Annotated in this window: 15 protein-coding genes and 5 pseudogenes; 11 read left to right on the top strand and 9 right to left on the bottom strand. The window is 44.3% G+C overall.

Annotated features, from left to right (window positions below; genetic code table 11):
• Window positions 1–86: 86 nt before the first annotated feature.
• Window positions 87–665, bottom strand: a pseudogene (locus tag MAS10914_RS0126295) (reverse transcriptase N-terminal domain-containing protein); the annotation flags it as partial.
• Here MAS10914_RS0126295 and MAS10914_RS35985 point away from each other — a divergent pair.
• The gene (locus MAS10914_RS35985; RefSeq protein WP_232224100.1) at window positions 654–845 is read left to right on the top strand and encodes a hypothetical protein; all 192 of its coding nucleotides are present in this window, start codon (window positions 654–656) and stop codon (window positions 843–845) included. The pseudogene MAS10914_RS0126295 and the gene MAS10914_RS35985 sit on opposite strands and share 12 nt — an antisense overlap.
• Before the next feature lie 797 nt (window positions 846–1,642).
• Window positions 1,643–2,056, top strand: a complete 414-nt coding sequence (locus MAS10914_RS35980) for a hypothetical protein (RefSeq protein ID WP_232224239.1) — start codon at window positions 1,643–1,645, stop codon at window positions 2,054–2,056.
• Here the strand turns inward: MAS10914_RS35980 and MAS10914_RS31825 are convergent.
• From MAS10914_RS31825 to MAS10914_RS36720, 5 genes and pseudogenes are all read right to left on the bottom strand, one after another.
• Window positions 2,030–2,638 (bottom strand): annotated as a pseudogene (locus tag MAS10914_RS31825) (SDR family oxidoreductase). The gene MAS10914_RS35980 and the pseudogene MAS10914_RS31825 overlap by 27 nt on opposite strands.
• Window positions 2,639–2,912: 274 nt before the next feature.
• Window positions 2,913–3,683 carry an SDR family oxidoreductase gene (locus MAS10914_RS0126275; protein WP_017318928.1) on the bottom strand — a complete coding sequence of 257 codons (771 nt, stop codon included), beginning with the start codon at window positions 3,681–3,683 and terminating at the stop codon, window positions 2,913–2,915.
• A 380-nt stretch (window positions 3,684–4,063) separates the two neighbouring features.
• Window positions 4,064–4,600 carry an alpha/beta hydrolase gene (locus tag MAS10914_RS35975; RefSeq protein ID WP_017318926.1) on the bottom strand — a complete coding sequence of 179 codons (537 nt, stop codon included), beginning with the start codon at window positions 4,598–4,600 and terminating at the stop codon, window positions 4,064–4,066.
• A gap of 56 nt (window positions 4,601–4,656) precedes the next feature.
• Window positions 4,657–5,145, bottom strand: a complete 489-nt coding sequence (locus MAS10914_RS35970; RefSeq protein WP_017318925.1) for an alpha/beta hydrolase — start codon at window positions 5,143–5,145, stop codon at window positions 4,657–4,659.
• A 252-nt stretch (window positions 5,146–5,397) separates the two neighbouring features.
• Window positions 5,398–5,526: pseudogene (locus MAS10914_RS36720) on the bottom strand (twin-arginine translocation signal domain-containing protein); the annotation flags it as partial.
• 267 nt (window positions 5,527–5,793) lie between these two features.
• On the opposite strand from MAS10914_RS36720, the gene MAS10914_RS0126260 reads away from it, so the two are divergent.
• The 5 genes and pseudogenes from MAS10914_RS0126260 (at window position 5,794) to MAS10914_RS0126235 (ending at window position 9,543) form a co-directional block, all read left to right on the top strand.
• Window positions 5,794–6,720, top strand: a complete 927-nt coding sequence (locus MAS10914_RS0126260; protein ID WP_017318924.1) for an AraC family transcriptional regulator — start codon at window positions 5,794–5,796, stop codon at window positions 6,718–6,720.
• A 529-nt stretch (window positions 6,721–7,249) separates the two neighbouring features.
• The gene (locus MAS10914_RS35965) at window positions 7,250–7,405 is read left to right on the top strand and encodes a hypothetical protein (RefSeq protein WP_017318922.1); all 156 of its coding nucleotides are present in this window, start codon (window positions 7,250–7,252) and stop codon (window positions 7,403–7,405) included.
• On the top strand, window positions 7,402–7,605 hold the full coding sequence (locus MAS10914_RS0126245; RefSeq protein ID WP_017318921.1) for a hypothetical protein: 204 nt from the start codon (window positions 7,402–7,404) through the stop codon (window positions 7,603–7,605). Before MAS10914_RS35965 ends, MAS10914_RS0126245 begins: the two co-directional genes overlap by 4 nt.
• A 188-nt stretch (window positions 7,606–7,793) precedes the next feature.
• Window positions 7,794–8,596 (top strand): annotated as a pseudogene (locus tag MAS10914_RS31815) (ParA family protein).
• Window positions 8,593–9,543 (top strand): ParB/RepB/Spo0J family partition protein, encoded by a 951-nt coding sequence (locus tag MAS10914_RS0126235; RefSeq protein WP_017318920.1) that lies wholly within the window; start codon window positions 8,593–8,595, stop codon window positions 9,541–9,543. Before MAS10914_RS31815 ends, MAS10914_RS0126235 begins: the two are co-directional and overlap by 4 nt.
• 225 nt (window positions 9,544–9,768) lie before the next feature.
• Here the strand turns inward: MAS10914_RS0126235 and MAS10914_RS35080 are convergent, their stop codons facing one another.
• Complete coding sequence (locus MAS10914_RS35080; RefSeq protein WP_408605900.1) at window positions 9,769–9,927, bottom strand: helix-turn-helix domain-containing protein; 159 nt, start codon at window positions 9,925–9,927, stop codon at window positions 9,769–9,771.
• A 20-nt stretch (window positions 9,928–9,947) separates the two neighbouring features.
• Window positions 9,948–10,121, bottom strand: coding sequence for a hypothetical protein (locus tag MAS10914_RS35075; RefSeq protein ID WP_017317576.1), 174 nt, complete (start codon window positions 10,119–10,121; stop codon window positions 9,948–9,950).
• A 49-nt stretch (window positions 10,122–10,170) separates the two neighbouring features.
• Here MAS10914_RS35075 and MAS10914_RS33225 point away from each other — a divergent pair.
• Window positions 10,171–10,395: pseudogene (locus MAS10914_RS33225) on the top strand (GMC family oxidoreductase N-terminal domain-containing protein); the annotation flags it as partial.
• Window positions 10,396–10,729: 334 nt separating this feature from the next.
• On the opposite strand, the gene MAS10914_RS34680 reads toward MAS10914_RS33225, so the two are convergent.
• Window positions 10,730–10,885, bottom strand: coding sequence for a hypothetical protein (locus MAS10914_RS34680; protein WP_017318918.1), 156 nt, complete (start codon window positions 10,883–10,885; stop codon window positions 10,730–10,732).
• 434 nt (window positions 10,886–11,319) lie between these two features.
• On the opposite strand from MAS10914_RS34680, the gene MAS10914_RS0126215 reads away from it, so the two are divergent.
• From MAS10914_RS0126215 to MAS10914_RS0126205, 3 genes are all read left to right on the top strand, one after another.
• Window positions 11,320–11,682: a hypothetical protein gene (locus MAS10914_RS0126215; RefSeq protein WP_017318917.1), complete on the top strand. Its 363-nt coding sequence runs from the start codon at window positions 11,320–11,322 to the stop codon at window positions 11,680–11,682.
• Between the two features lie 193 nt (window positions 11,683–11,875).
• Window positions 11,876–14,449 carry a hypothetical protein gene (locus tag MAS10914_RS0126210; protein ID WP_017318916.1) on the top strand — a complete coding sequence of 858 codons (2,574 nt, stop codon included), beginning with the start codon at window positions 11,876–11,878 and terminating at the stop codon, window positions 14,447–14,449.
• Window positions 14,450–14,842: 393 nt separating this feature from the next.
• Window positions 14,843–15,691 (top strand): SDR family oxidoreductase, encoded by an 849-nt coding sequence (locus tag MAS10914_RS0126205; RefSeq protein ID WP_017318915.1) that lies wholly within the window; start codon window positions 14,843–14,845, stop codon window positions 15,689–15,691.
• Window positions 15,692–15,693: the final 2 nt, after the last annotated feature.

The raw sequence follows: 15,693 nt of genomic DNA, 5'->3' as shown, positions 1-15,693 counted from the left end.
GTCTTTCGACTCCAGGTTAGTTGGTTGACCTAGAGACTTTCTCCTTATTCTCTCCCAACTTGGTTGGGGATACCGCATTAACTGTCGCGGCGCACGCATTTTTCGATATCGAGTTCTATAACTCGCTTTTCTATTCCATTGCAGAAAGAGCGTAGATTGAGGAACAGGATTTTCTGGGCGTCATGTGCCGAGCGCCCTGCTCGAAATCCGTAGCTGTTTGCGTGGAAAGTTGCTTCATGTGCTGGTTCTAGTGCATATTTTGCAAGGCATTGCCATGCTCTATCTGTAATAGTGGGGACTTTTAGAATTCTGGTTTTACCGTCTTTGTTGGGTATTGGGATTTCTCTTAATTTGCTATGGTGCCAATTAAGGTATTGTTTCTTGAGGAGTTCCTCAAGTTGGAAGCGTTCTTCATAATTGAGGGACGCTTTCCCATCTATACCCGCAGTCTTTTTACCAGCATTTAGCTGTGTTACTTGACGAATTGCCAGTAGCCGCGCCGCCCTAGATTTCAGAATCAGCTTCTGGAGTGACCGCGCTTTACGCATGTCGCCTGCTTTAACTGCTTTGAACAATCGAACTTGTAAGCGAAGCAAGTTGCGTCGGAATTTCTTCCAAGGTAATTTGCTCCAAGATTCACTAGTGTTATCACTGTGTCCAATCATGCTTTACTCTATCCTGATTGTTTTGTGAACACCTCAGACCAATTACGGTCTGTCCTACCCGAATTAAAGGAATTCAGCCGCTCGTCTGGCTTACCTGGGTTTCGACCCAACGGGAGAGCAGTCGCCTACGGAGGGAAACCCTCCTCATGCGCGCTGTCTCACCGTTCCCAAGACCTTTAACTCGTTTTTATTCGTTCCCCGGATGGGATTATTATGTGCCGTTAGGTGGAACCAATTCAACCGCTAGAATCCCTTACTCATGCCGCTTGTCCTGGTATCATCGGCGGGATTTTGTCTCTAACGAAGTCAGGGGTTTTGTGTTATGCCCTGCGTCCGAATAGGTTGCTTTTCCAGGTTCTGCTTTCACCTTGTGCACTCCCCATTAGCGCCAGTGTCAGCCCATAACAGCCGTCTGGTTGCGCCCTGTTCCCAGCTTCAGTCTCCAACATTCCGAGTTTGGTCGCTGTGGGCAGATAAGGAGTCACCCCTGAGTTTGGGGGGGAGGGTTTTCACCTCCATCTCTTCCGGAGTTCATCTGTTGTCAGATGGTTAGCTTATTTACGGATTGATTACCGAGATTCAGCTAACAACGAATCGCACACCAGATTTCGGTTAAAAGTTGGGATTTATAAAATATCCTGATGGGGGGGGTTATTTTAATCCTCTTTTATCACTTTCAGTAGAGAATAATCTGGGATGTTTATAGCATCTTACCACTCCTCAATTTACCCAAATTGACCAGAGAGGCGGAGCAAGAGCAAGGGTGGCGGATAGGAAGAAGCGCAAGCCATCGGAAAAGAAGGATGTCACGGATCGGCGTTGTTTTTTAGGAGAGACTTTTTTTAACGAAGCATTCTTTTGAGAAATACCCGTAGAAACAGCCCAATACATGGCGATTGCCAGGATAAGGAGGTTTCCTTGTACCCCAATCAGGAACAATTGGTCAACAGTAAAGCGATGGTTTTGCCAATAATGTTTTGACGCTGGGTTTTCATATTTCCATCAAGAGAAATCATATCTACAGCGTCGGTTTGGGGTGGTGTCACAAAGCAAATATCCCAATTAGGGAAAAACGCGCAATACCAATCGCCGTTGCCATTGCAGACTCACTACCCACACACTCCAGTACCGACTCTGCACCACCAAGGGTCATCTCTTGCACAGCGGCGATGGCGCGGGAGCGCCTGCCGGAGGCGATCGCACGAGCGCCTAACTACCAGCACTATCCTTACCAAGGCTGCGTGGTTGGGCCAATCGTAAATTCGTTCACGTTTGTATCTTCTGGCTGGTCAATCGCAAACGCCACAACATTGGCTACTCGATCTGGTGAGATGCCATATTGCTCATACAACTCTGTCATTTTTTCAGCCACATCTTGGTTGGTAATCTGATCTAACAACGAGAGTGTTAATTGCAGCAGGATAAATTGTCGCAGTACGAATGTTAGTCCCCTCTTGAGCAGACTCCATGCGTAGAACTTCCATGAAATCGCGCACGAACCATTTCGTCCCACCGTACACCGCACCACCTGGATAAGCTTTTAATCCAGCAACCTATGAAGTTGTGATAACATGCCCAGACTTTTGGTTAATAAATGTTGGCAACACAGCAGCGATACCATTTAGTACACCCTTGATATTGGCATCAACAGTTTGATCCCATTCATCAGTTTTCAATGCAGAAAGTGGAGAATTTGGCATTATGCCAGCGTTCAAGAAAATAACATCGATGCCTCCAAATGTTTCCTTGGCAAGCTTGACGATCTCAGCGTTATCAGATGGGTTAACCACATCCATCATTTGATAGACTGCTTGTCCGCCAGCTCTTTGAATTTCATCAACCAGTTGTTTCAATTTGTGCTCGCGTCGCGCGCCTAATACGACTTTAGCGCCTTTGCTTGCAAGCAATTTCGCACTTGCTTCACCAATCCCTGATGATGCGCCGGTAATAATCACAACTTTGTCTTTAATCATCTTATTCCTCTTTTTGTTAAGTAACTACTGAGTTCCGCAAGAGTGGACTTGCTAATCAGTGGCTAAGGGCACGCCGACGGTTCGATGTGGCATCAGCAAAAACTTTTCTGGTAATACTGCAAAGATTGAGAAAACAATTTAACAAGTTTCGCCATGTCATGTGTAAAAGTTTGCCCGAAAGGTCTAGATTAAGGATTGTTGTCTCAGTTTTTTACATAATTTCCTCCTACTCTCTCCAGCTCTGCTGAGTCAGGTTCTTTTGCTCCGACCATCACTACACCGTTTGACCGCCATCAACGATCAAGGCGTGCCCGACAACGAAGGAAGACGCATCCGAACACAGCCAGACCACGGCATTGGCGATCTCTTCGGGCTTACCCATCCGTCCGATCGGCTCCTCCGCGATTACTTGTTCGCGTCCTTTAGAAGTGCCGCCAGTGAAGCGATCCATCATTGGTGTGTCAATGTAACCGGGGGCAACGGCGTTGACGCGGATGTTCTGCGCGGCGTAGTCGAGAGCCGCCGACTTGGTGAGTCCGATCACGCCATGTTTTGCGGCAGTGTATGCGGCTCCGCCCTTGATGCCTATGACACCAGCACCCGATGATGTGTTCACGATCGCGCCACCGCCTTGCTTGAGTAACAGCGGGATTTCATACTTCATGCACAGAAAAACGCCGCGCAGGTTGATGTCTACGATCCGATCCCACTCTTCCGCTTCGATTTCTGCTGTTGCTGCATTCTTCTGCTCCACACCGGCGTTGTTAAAGGCAAAGTCCAGCCGCCCGAAGGTTTCGATGGTCTTGGAAAGAGCTGCCTTCACGTCCGATGCTCGCGTCACATCGCACTTGACGGCGATCGCCCGTCCGCCGAGGTCTTCGATCATGCGCGCCGTTTCTTGATTGCCCTGTTCCGAAATGTCGGCGACCACCACATGAGCGCCTTTACGGGCAAACGCCAGCGCCGTAGCTCGACCGATGCCGTTCGCTGCTCCGGTTACAAACGCAACCTTTCCTGTATAGTTTCCATTCTCGTTCGTTGTCATTTTTTACTCCTTGTGTTGCTGATTCGGGAAGTTTTTGTCGCAAGCAGTTTCATTTCTATCTTTTTTGACGTTTCTACTGAATTAGCTCTACCGTCACGTTGATAGAACTAGGGACTTTTAATGCTTCTGGTAATTGTTTCGCTTAATGGGAAGCCATTTCAAAAGCATTAAGACTTTCCTTCGTACTGCTCGTCACTGACCTGTTCCATGCAGTCCACGGGTTTACCGTCGAGCCATTCCTGAATGGCGATGTGCGTCATTGCTGTGGTTGCCGTAGCGCCATGCCAATGCTTCTCACCCGGCTCAAAACAGAAATGCAATCGTACTTTCAAAAACGACGGTTTCTTCAAAAATTCTTCGGTTTTTATCCCAATCTCACGTTACTTTAAATGTTCAGTAAAAAATGATGTGAGTTTATTAAAGGGAATTAACTCAACTCTGTCATACAAATCAACGTGTCCTGCTTTCGGAACGATATACAATTCTTTGGGTTCGGCTGCACGTTTGTAGGCATCCTCACTAAACTCTCTTGAGTGAGCCTTATCACCTGTGATGAAAAGCATAGGACGAGGGGAAATCGTTTCTATGTCATTAAACGGGTAAAAATTCATAAACTTAACGTTACTGCTTAACGTCGGGTGCGTTGTGAGTTCCGGCGACCCTCCTTTTGGAGTGTATTCACCTCGCGGAGTGCGGTAGAAATCATAAAACTCACGCTGGATGGGGTCTGTGTTTTCATCTAACTTATGTACAGTCCCACTCGTGTATTTGGTTTCACCATCGGTAAACTCTACATAACGTTGCTCCGCAGCCTCCTCCTGGATTTTCTTTCTCTGCTCAAGGGTCAGCGAATGGTTAAGTGCATTTCGGTTGGCTGCTCCCATATCGTACATGCTGACAGTTGCGATAGCTTTCATTCGTGGATCAATCTTAGCGGCACTGATAACAAAGCTTCCGCTACCACAAATTCCAATTATTCCGTTCGGTTTCTGTTAACAAATGGACGGGTGCCAAGAAAGTCAACTGCTGCACTGAAATCTTCAGCATAAATATCAGGTGCAACAGCATTGCGTGGTTTGCCCTCACTCTCACCCCAAAAAGACAAGTCAAGAGATAAAGTCACAAACCCTCGTTCAGCCATATTCGCAGCATACACGTTGGCACTTTGTTCTTTTACCGCTCCCATAGGATGCCCAATAATAATCGCCGAATGTTTTTTACTTTGATCTAAATTCTTGGGAATAAATAGATGTCCCGCAACATCCATTTTGTATTGGTTTTTAAAGCTAACCTTATACATCGTAACGTTGTCGCTTACCTTAAAAGTTGTATATCCCTTTGGTGTTATTTGTTCCATTTCTGCTGTTTGTTTTGATTGTTCTTTTTGTTTTGTTTGTGTGTAAGCTTGCTCGCTTATCATAAGACTCATCATTGCTAAAATTAATATATATTTCTTCTTCATTTTACTGACTCCTAAATCTGTATTTATTGCTTGTTTTCTGAATGTAAGCAATGGCGACAATACTGCTAAAATTTTTAGAAAGCTCTGCTAGTAAAAACGCTTTTCCCAAATCTTTATACCGTTTGTCCGCCGTCAGCTACTAGCGCGTGACCTGTCACATTCGTTTCCATAATCTTTAAATTCTCCGGTTTAATGATTGTTTTTCTTTCGGTTTATTTTTACCAACCTGCCATCATCCATCGAGCGTCGAGATTAATAGCATTCCGCCTTAAAATGTCGCCGCGTCGTAGTTTCAATATTTATTTGTGAAAAAGCCTTTAGCGGGTTCGCCAGCAATACTGCTGCACCTGCTATTGCTGTTTGCTGAATAAATTTTCTTCTTGATTATTGTTTATTTTTTTCGTCCATTTATTTTTCCCCTCGCATCACCAAAATTCACAGGTCGAAATCGTTGCTCTACTCACCTTAAATTTCTCCAAATATCAATCTGGTTTTTATCAGCAGCGTTTCTACCGTTTGCTGTATGAGTTCAATTATGCGGGCGTGAGAACGGATAGCGTGAGGACGTTTGTCGAAAAAAACCGGACAATTCTCCAAAAATCCGCCGCGCAACGTGCTGAAGAGAAACAGAGCGTTTAAGATAAATTTATGAACCAAAAAGAAGCAGAATTTGAAAAGCGAAAGATGCAGATCAATCGGGAAGAGCTGATCGAAAGAATGATTCGTCTCGCTCCCGAAAACAGCCTTTTGGAAGTGTTTCCGGGCATTTTCATATATCAATCGTCAAAACCGACCGAGAGCCAGGTATCCGTATTAAAGCCCGCCTTCTGCGTCATCGCGCAGGGCAGCAAGGATGTGCTTTTGAACGATGAATTATTTCACTATGATTCCGGTCATTACTTAATCTCGACGCTTGATTTGCCGATTATGAGTAATGTCGTCGAAGCGTCCGAGGAAAAACCTTATTTGAATCTTCGGATAGACCTCGATCCGGCACTTGTTGCTGCGGTGATGATTGAATCTGGCATCGAAACTAAAAAAAGCGGCACCGGAGTCAAGGCGATGGATGTCAGCCCGGTTGATGCCGATTTGCTGGAAGTGGTCGTCAAATTGGTGAAACTATTTGACACGCCGGACGAAATCAAGTTTCTTGCGCCGCTCATCATCCGCGAGATCATCTACCGGCTTTTAAAGGGAAAACAGAGCGCGCGGCTCAGCCAGCTTATCACTACGGAAGGCGACGCGCAGCGCATCTCCAGGGTGGTCAGGCAAATCCGCGAGAACATTGATCAGCCGCTGAAAATCGAAGATACAGCCCGCGAACTCGGCATGAGCGTGTCAGGCTTTCACTCTCATTTCAAGTCTGTTACGGCAATGAGTCCGTTGCAGTTCCAGAAACAAATACGGCTTCAGGAAGCACGCCGTCTGATGCTCGGCGAAAAGATGGACGTGGCGATCGCCAGCTTTCGCGTCGGTTACGATGACCCGTCTTATTTCAGCCGGGAATATAAAAAACTATTTGGTATTCCCCCGCATCGTGACATCGCCAAGCTGCGTAGCAATTTAGGGCAATAAGAATTAGACAGGTTTATTGGGAGCATCCCAAATGTGTAAAAAGAGGGTGAAACGCCGATTTTATTCGTGAGTGTTTATCGTGAAGGACAAGGGGACTGAACATCAACACAGGAATTCTGGAGAATTAAAAGTGTTCAATCTCTAGTACAAGACTAATGACCCCAGAAGATAAAAAACAGTTAGAGGCTCACGTAAAAGCCATCGCCAAGATTCTGTATAAAAACACCACGCCACCTGAAAAAATCCAAACTTTCGGAAGTCCCTTACTCTTACAAATCCCAACTTAGGGTCAATTGTTGGGAAATTTTGTTTTTCACTAAACAATCGCACATATAGCAATAGCCAAGGTGGTTAGGACGCAAAGCGTAAGACATGCTCTCCTCGACCCTACCCCCCAATTAAGCCGAAAAAATAGCTCAATTTTACAAAACTTTACAAGACTGCACCTGGTGACACGAACCTTCTATTTTCACCGAGTAGCCGTGTGCGGTCAACAATCGCAAGCACGGTTCCGGAAGAGAGGGGTGGAATGGCAACATTCCCCTCGACTCTACAGTTAAAAGCGATTGTCCATGTGCGGCACCGCGAGGGCAATCGCTCTCCTCGCCAAAGCAGTGCGATTGCCTCCCTTCTCCGCGCAATCGCCTTCAAACTAAACCCCCAATACTGGGAGAGAAATAGATGACACAATTACAAGTCCTTTCTATTGACGAGCAAGCAATCGCTCAATCCAAATTTGAGCAATACGAATACATGCAAGGGCAAGCCGATTGGGAGGGTTTCCAACGACAGTTACCTACGGCAGGAAACCCGCCTAAGCCCTGCGGGCAGGCTACGCCAACAGTACTGTCTCCTCCGCAGGTGACTGGCTCTCCCGTTGGATAATAATGACGAAAAATTATGGAATTGGGGCAATAAAGCCCTCACCTAGTCGCAAGCATTTCCCCAGTCCCCAGTCCCCAATCACGAGACAGGGAATATTTAAAAAATCACTCTTTTTATTGCCCCCTTCCCAACGCTACAATCTGCGGTATTAGGGGCAATCAATTTTTTACGACTGCAATTTATCACTCGTGAGCAAAACCCGCATTATTGCACTATTTAACCAAAGTGGAGGCGTTGCCAAAACAACGCTTACCCAGAATTTGGGCTATCATCTGGCACTTAAAAAACGTCGCGTCCTGCTAGTGGATATGGACCCGCAGGCTAGCTTGACTACTTTTATGGGACTTGAACCCGACACACTTGACCAAAGCATACAGCAAGCAATAGTAGATAACAAGCCACTGCCCATACATCCTGAACTGATTCATGGTATGGCGCTTGTCCCTGCTGACATTAATCTGGCGGCTAGTGAGATGCAATTATCTGGTGCTATAGCCAGAGAATATCGCCTCAAAAATGCCTTGGCGACAGAGAATATCGCCTCAAAAATGCCTTGGCGACGGTGCAAGAGAAATACGACTTTATTCTGATTGACTGTCCCCCATCTTTGGGGTTACTCAGTATCATTAGTCTGACAGCTGCTACTCACATCTTAGTCCCCGTCCAATGCCAATTTAAATCATTTAAGGGAACAGAACTTTTACTTAGTACAGTTGCAAGCGTGCGATCGCACACCAACCCCACTTTACAATTTGCTGGATTTGTTCCGACAATGTTTGATGGTCGCACTGCCCAGGAATCACGCACTGTTAAAGCTGTGCAAGAACAACTATCAGATATTGGCACTGTTTACCCACCCATTCCCAAAACAATTGCTTTTGCCGATGCATCCGAGCATAGAGTCCCCTTAGCATTGTTTGATAAAAATCACCCTGCTGTTGGTATCCTCAAAAAAATAGCGAGTAGTTTAGAAAAACTCGATTTACCATGAGCAGCAAACGCAACGAACCCTACGCCGCCATTAAAAAACCTGTTGATTTGTTATTTGGCAGCAGTGTTACACAGTCGTCGGAGCAAACTAACGTCCCCAACACTATCGCCATTACCCAAATTAAATTGCCTCCCTCACAACCACGCCGCTACTTTGACCCTCAAAAACTAGAAGAACTATCACGCTCGATTAAGGAATTAGGTATCCTAGAACCTCTCCTTGTACGTCCCCTAAGTGAGGGCCATTATGAATTGGTAGCAGGAGAACGACGCTACAAAGCAGCATCAATGGCAGGATTAACCGAAGTTCCTGTTGTTGTTAGGGAAATGGACGATGTTATTACCCATCAAGTGCGCCTCGTCGAAAATTTGCAACGTGAAGACCTTAACCCCCTAGAAGAAACTGAAGGTATCCTGGAATTATTGGCATTGCGTTTAGAAACAAATCAAAGCGAAGTCGTCAAACTGCTGCAAAAAATGGACAATGAAGCCAAAGGGAAAATTACCCCTAACGTTATGGGTAGTCCTCAAGGCTTGATTATTGAAGAGTTATTCGCAACGCTCTTACGGATGAAGTGGGATTCGTTTGTCAAAAATAGATTACCGCTGCTTAACTTACCCCAAGATACACTGTTCGTATTGCGCCAGGGCAAAATTGAATACACCAAGGCACGAGCGATCGCACGAGTTGGTGATGAGCAAACCAGAAAGCAACTTCTTGAGGATGCTGTTGCCTACAATCTCTCATTGAACGAAATCAAGCGCAAAATTAAAGAAATTGAGCAGCAAGTTAAGCCACAAACCCCATCAATAAAAGACCAAGTTGATAAGACTTTTCGTAGGTTAAAACAATCTAAGGTGTGGGATGACCCGAAGAAAAAAGCCAAGGTCGAGAAGTTGTTGGCTCAGTTGGATGCATTGATAAATACTGACAGTGAAGTGAAATAAGGTAGTGCCTAACGTTTCGCCAATTTTGGAAAAAGTTACCCATTTTTAAATTGCTGTAATCCTCATGGTTGAAGAGACCTCTTGCAAGCGTTACGGTCCTTACATTCCTGTTGCTAGACCAATACCGTAGCATCGCTACCGAAGTTTCAAAAAAACACGAACCCAGAAGCGGGTGGCTTAATGACGCTAGTGATCGCGCAAGCAGAACTAGAGTCAACGAAAAAATTATTTAATAATACTAAAATGGTTACATTTCTTAATTAATGCGGTCATGAGAATGTCTTCAATTTTCCGAATTATACGATATGCTGTTGATTCGTTTACACCCCAAGATTGACCTATGTGAAAGTACGTGCGGTACTCTCTCCAATATTCCAAGGTCATTAACACTTGGTCTTCCACGCTCAGTTTTCCTGGTCGTCCTGTTTTCTTTTTTGATGGCGATACGCCTTCGGCGTCTGCGCTCCGCGCAATCGCTCTCGCACTACCTCCACCATCTGAGTAAAAGTCTCCGGACGCACTCCACACAACCGTTTGAATTCTTCAATTTTGAGGTGTTTTACCTGTTGATAGGTCATATATGTTGCTCACTCTCACCTACTTGTCCCATGTAACGGATGACTTTTGCAAGAGGTCTATTGTCCACGTGGCAAAGTTCTGGGCGGCACCAGTTCAATCAATGCCATGATTTATATCCGAGGCAACCGTCACGATTATGACCACTGGCAAGCGTTAGGCAATCCGGGTTGGGGTTACGAAGATGTGTTGCCATACTTCAAGAAGTCTGAAAACCAGCAACGGGGAGCATCTCAATTCCACGGTGTCGATGGAGCGTTGAGCGCTACCGATCCAGGCGAGTCTTGCAGTTCCTGGAGTACAGTATCACTCAACCTTAGGTTTTGCACCTCTACCCCCCTGATATCAGGTTCGGTTGAAGACTTATCATGAGGACTGACACGGGGACGGGGGGACGCGGGGACACGGAGAGTTTTTAATAATAAGTGATTAACCGAACTTGATATGAACGGTTACTATGGGTCGGGAGCAAATTTTGGTGAAATGCCACGCTTACTAGGGCAGAAGGAAGGAAAATTACAGAAATCTTACATTATCTCAACACTCTTATATAAAGCGTATCGTTAGAGTGAGTTGGTGTTTGAGTTTCCAGGTTCAGCTTGAGTTTCTGTTAAGAGAACCATAAAAAGGCAATGATAGCGATGGGAATTATGATGATAAACACTGCTCCTTCAGCACGAAGAACGCGATCCACAAACTCTTCAACTATGGCAAAAGCAGCAAGGCTTGGTTCACACAGTAAGTCTTCCAAATGTTTTACGCCCAACGTTGGGTTTGTCTGCGAAAATAAAATTTCTAATTTTCCGGAATTGGCAAGCCGGCAGTGGTAGACATTATTAGGGCATTTTATTTATAACTAAACTCTATAACTAACCGAACGGGGATATAACCCCACTGTTTGTGAGCAAAAGCCCGGTCGTCGTGATCGGGCTTTTGACATGGGGTAAATACGGATTTTAAAAGCTTGCGTTGGGGCAAAACATGGTTAAAGTAGTCAAAACTTAAAAGTATATTTTTATGTATTATTAAAAATAATTTACGAGTTATCACGTAAAATTAAAATTACTTAAATCATTGTATATTTGTAATTTTAAGTACATAGAAATCTGCATTGTTTTTATCTATACATTACAAAGCGTTACAAGATCAGGTTTTTATGTACTTTATCCAGAAAATTAACAACAGCAAGGAGATACAAATATGACTGGTGAACGTACTATTTACACAGGTGGCGGGAATTACAATGAGTGTATTAAAGGTAATTATATCCAAGGCAATTACTACGGCGATCAGCAAAGATTAACCCTCGCTGAAGCCGCCGCCGAGATTCAGCAATTACTTGAACAATTAGACACGTCTTATTCCACTGACACCACTGCTGGAAAGATGGGAGTAGCAACGGAAGCCATCAAGCAAATTGACACTAACCCCAATTTAACAGCACGGATACTCAGTGCGTTGAAGGTAGGTAGTGTTAAAGCTTTCGAGCAATCCCTTAGTCATCCCGCAGCTAGTTTTGTGATTGGTGCTTTAGAAGATTGGCAGAAAAATAAGGGAACTTAAGTATAATTTCGGACTTTTATAGCTCATGGGTTCAGATGACATCTCCAGAAATTAGTTTTCATATCAGGCAGCACAAGGGGTTCAGGCTGATTGTCGGAGATGTTTACATCACTATAAGTAAAAGAGAACCCAGGCATATGCATAGAAAATTTGCACTCATCAAGGCTTAGTTATCACTGGAGGAAATATAAACATGACTGATGAAGAGAATCGCACCATCAGCACAGACGGCGGTAATTACAACGAGCACATTGAAGGTAATTACATCCAAGGCGATTTCTATGCTGCGCCATCTGATTTTTTCAAGCCCAATCTTAAACAGTTTGAGTCCGTTGATACCAGTCCCACAGTCACACCTGAACTTCTTGAAGTAGTGAAAAAACAGAGGCTGTTGGTGCTGGGTACTAGTGTGGGAGGAGCAACAATTAACGTCCACAATTTAGCTCTATACCTCGCTTATCGCCTTACTAAAGAGCTTGATGAGCAAGGCTACAATTCTGAAAATGGTAATATAAGTGTTAAGCAGTGGCGACGCAATTCAGAACCCGATAGTATTGATACGGTTTTCCAAGAAGACTTAAAGCAAACCACTATCTTTGTTCTAACTGAAGCTTCACTAGAAAATGTTGGCTATAACTTGTCCCGAATCCAGGAGTATGCGTCAGAGCAACACTATGTTATTGCTAGCACAGACAAGCCCTGGAAGATTTGGAAGTTGCCTTCTATGCCAGAGTATTGGCGAGAGCTATCAGTTGATGGTCTTTACAAATTAAGCGATTTAGAAAAAATATTATCTAGGGAAATTGAGAAACTTAGAGAAGAAGGAACCTTACCACCTCAATTACATAAAGGAGAGCTTGAACTTAACAAAACTGTTGTTGACGATTGGAGTCTGAGAAAAATTGCTCAGTCGTTGAAAACTCCTGACAACATCACCCGTTTTTTGCAATTTCTCTGTGCTGAAAAGCAACCGTTACAGGCAGAGGTCATTGAAAAACTGATTCAGCTAACTCAAGGTCAAGAGAACACTCTTAAACAGTGGTACGATCACATTCTTAAGCCACGTGAGCAGCTCCTTGCATTAGGACTAAGCTTTTTTGACGGACTTCCCGAAAACCAGATTTTTGCTGCTTTAGATATACTGGTAGAGCAAGCTTGGCGCGTGCGTGATCCATCTCTAAGCCATTTTGACCGTAGCGATCTAAATAACCTCTTTAATTTTTTTAAAGTCATAAAAGATGACGAAAAGGGGGACTTAGCTAGAATTACAAGCGTCCTTCCCCAACAACGTCGGTGGTTGTTTAAGTGGGCATGGGATAGTCACCGTCAGCAACTACGTGCAGCACTTCCAGTAATAGCAAAGATTATCAAAAATTCGGTGGCAAAGAGAGACAACGACTTGGAACTGTATGGAGATTCAATACAACGCAGACAGCTACGTATAACCATCAGTGAATCACTCAGTGAGATTGGCTGTATTTCATATAGCGGCATTGAAAAGACTTTACTGCAATTAGCTGCAGACCAAAACATTGGTGTGCAAAATGTAGCTGCATTTGCAATGGCACGATGGCGAGAACCTGATTATGATAAGTCTGACGAAGAATTAATTGAAACCCTCCAACGCTGGCTAGATCCAAGGAGCACCAACCCTCTGATCCGGCAACTTAATGACATCATGGAAGATGATGGAAAGAAAGCTAAAGGTTTAAAGCCAGAAGATTACCTCAGTTCCACTGTAGCGCTTAGTGTTGGTTATGCGTCATTATATGACCAACCTCAGAATTCTAGGAATTCTTCAGACTCTGTAGGACTTTCACAAGAATTCTACGAATTACTGAAAACTTTGTCGCGTCAGACAGGTTTCCTAGTACGCAGTCGTTTCCTTAATGAAACTTTGCGTCGGGTGGTGCGCTTACATCTGTTTCAACTACACGATTGGCTGCATGATCTCATACAACAAAACACCAATGAAATTGAATTACAAAATGCAGTTGGTACAAGTTTGGCATCCGCTTACCGGGTTAATCCTCAACTAGTCATCAAGCTACTTGATTATTGGCATAAGGAGTGTACGCGATATCGGTCAGCCCTAGTTGACAAAGAAATAGTAACTCCATATGAGGCTTTGCTAGCAACGATCGCACGAACCTATGGAAAAATTAAGTGCGATCAACATCTTACACAACAAGAAATAATTAAACATTTGTGTTCAATCCTCGTAGAGGAGAAACATCCTTTTGTTCGCGCAGCTATTCTAGAGGCAATGAAAAAGCAAGGGAACGAGCATGAAGCAGAACGCATTATAGAGGAAGAATTGCATAATTTTGAACAAGAGATTCAAAAAGAAAGAATATACAATACCGATGATATTGCGCCTAAGCGTATACCCACTAGTATACCCACTCATAGCACTTTAGAGGATTTATACATTAGTCAGATAGTACCTTGGCTGGCAATAGCCCTCAGAGGAGTCTACTATATAGTATTTAAGAGAAACTACTACAAAAAGCTTCTTGGGGAGACGTTTTATTATAAACAGGTAATCTCAGGCATATTACCAGAAGCTCTAGAGCATAATTTCTCTAATCTGTCTGCAAAAAGCTTTGTGCTAGACAGGTTTCAGAATGAAAAATCCGAGAAAACAAAGATTATTTCAGATTTGTTAAAACTTTCACTTTGGTTGGCTAGAAATCCTCGCTCGGTAGTCATTGGTATTGTAATTCTAGTGGGAGCATATAACTTTTTGAAGCTTTTGTTGGCTTAAGCTGAACTTCCCCCCAAGGAAAAAGAGTTAACTCTTATCCAGAGCGACAATCATGCGTTTTTTGATTCGCTCTTACTGGGTACAATTGTCAAAGGGGCTTGCGGAGCGAACTTGAGGCGTTGACCCACAATTTTTAGTTTACCCCAGTTGTACCAATAGTTCCATAATTTACATGGGTACGCTTATACTTGCGCCACAAGCTAGATTGATTACATAGCAAGACTTTAAGGTCTGTGTAGTACATTTACACAGGGGTAAGTTCAGCTTAAGTAGATTTTATCAAGAACAGGCAGTGCGGAAGCGATCGCACAACCCTGGTATAAGCAGTTCACGCATGCTACTGTAAGCAATCACTTTTGAGTACACTAGCAGTAAACCATTTAATGCATACTTATGACTTCCATAGGAACGTCAGTTGATGATTTGGTACTCGTTGCTGGTGCTACTGGTGGGGTGGGGCAACTTGTGGTAGCCAATCTGCTAGAAAAGGGCTTTAAAGTTCGCACCCTGACACGCAATGCTGCAAAAGCCCAAAAGATGTTTAATGACAGAGTAGAAGTTGCCATCGGTGACATACGCGACGCGAATACACTCCCAGCAGCGATGCAGGATGTCACCCACATCATATGCTGTACTGGGACGACTGCTTTTCCCTCTGCTAGGTGGGAGTTTGACAAAAATCCAAGCTTGATTGAATGGGTTCAAGTGTTTCTTGACCCCAAACACAGTGAAGCAAAGGCAAAGAATAGTCCTGCAAAAGTTGATGCACAAGGTGTCAGCAATATAGTAGCAGCAGCGCCTCGTAACTTGAAGCGGTTCGTTTTTGTGTCTTCTAGCGGAGTTCTTCGCAAGGATAAGCTTCCTTTTAGTATCCTTAATGCCTTCGGTGTGCTTGATGCCAAACTCAAAGGTGAGGAAGCCGTCATCAGTTCAGGATTACCCTACACTATCATCCGCCCTGGACGTCTCATTGATGGTCCGTATACCTCATACGACCTCAATACCCTCCTAAAGGCAAAAACAGGGGGCAACTTTGGTGTCGTGTTGGGTACAGGCGATACACTCTCAGGTCAGACTAGCCGGATTGATGTGGCAGCCGCCTGTGTGGAATGCATTCAAAGCCCTTTTTGTCAAGGACAAGTTTTTGACCTGGTCAACCAGGGACAAAGACCATCTGTGATTGACTGGGAGACGCTTTTCTCCCAGCTAGCCAAGACTTCTAGTTCTAGCGTAACCCGCTGATT

This window comes from Mastigocladopsis repens PCC 10914 (assembly GCF_000315565.1).
Classification (GTDB): Bacteria; Cyanobacteriota; Cyanobacteriia; order Cyanobacteriales; family Nostocaceae; genus Mastigocladopsis; species Mastigocladopsis repens.
This window is presented reverse-complemented; position numbering and strand designations above follow the sequence as displayed.

Excerpts from the sequence above, each read along its gene's own strand:
- MAS10914_RS0126215 (WP_017318917.1), top strand. The coding sequence starts at position 11,320 with ATGACTGGTGAACGTACTATTTACACAGGTGGCGGGAATTACAATGAG.
- MAS10914_RS0126210 (WP_017318916.1), top strand. The coding sequence starts at position 11,876 with ATGACTGATGAAGAGAATCGCACCATCAGCACAGACGGCGGTAATTAC.
- MAS10914_RS0126260 (WP_017318924.1), top strand. The coding sequence starts at position 5,794 with ATGAACCAAAAAGAAGCAGAATTTGAAAAGCGAAAGATGCAGATCAAT.
- MAS10914_RS0126205 (WP_017318915.1), top strand. The coding sequence starts at position 14,843 with ATGACTTCCATAGGAACGTCAGTTGATGATTTGGTACTCGTTGCTGGT.
- MAS10914_RS35970 (WP_017318925.1), bottom strand. The coding sequence starts at position 5,145 with ATGAAGAAGAAATATATATTAATTTTAGCAATGATGAGTCTTATGATA.
- MAS10914_RS35080 (WP_408605900.1), bottom strand. The coding sequence starts at position 9,927 with ATGACCTTGGAATATTGGAGAGAGTACCGCACGTACTTTCACATAGGT.
- MAS10914_RS0126245 (WP_017318921.1), top strand. The coding sequence starts at position 7,402 with ATGACACAATTACAAGTCCTTTCTATTGACGAGCAAGCAATCGCTCAA.
- MAS10914_RS35965 (WP_017318922.1), top strand. The coding sequence starts at position 7,250 with ATGGCAACATTCCCCTCGACTCTACAGTTAAAAGCGATTGTCCATGTG.
- MAS10914_RS0126275 (WP_017318928.1), bottom strand. The coding sequence starts at position 3,683 with ATGACAACGAACGAGAATGGAAACTATACAGGAAAGGTTGCGTTTGTA.
- MAS10914_RS35075 (WP_017317576.1), bottom strand. The coding sequence starts at position 10,121 with ATGACCTATCAACAGGTAAAACACCTCAAAATTGAAGAATTCAAACGG.
- MAS10914_RS0126235 (WP_017318920.1), top strand. The coding sequence starts at position 8,593 with ATGAGCAGCAAACGCAACGAACCCTACGCCGCCATTAAAAAACCTGTT.
- MAS10914_RS35975 (WP_017318926.1), bottom strand. The coding sequence starts at position 4,600 with ATGAAAGCTATCGCAACTGTCAGCATGTACGATATGGGAGCAGCCAAC.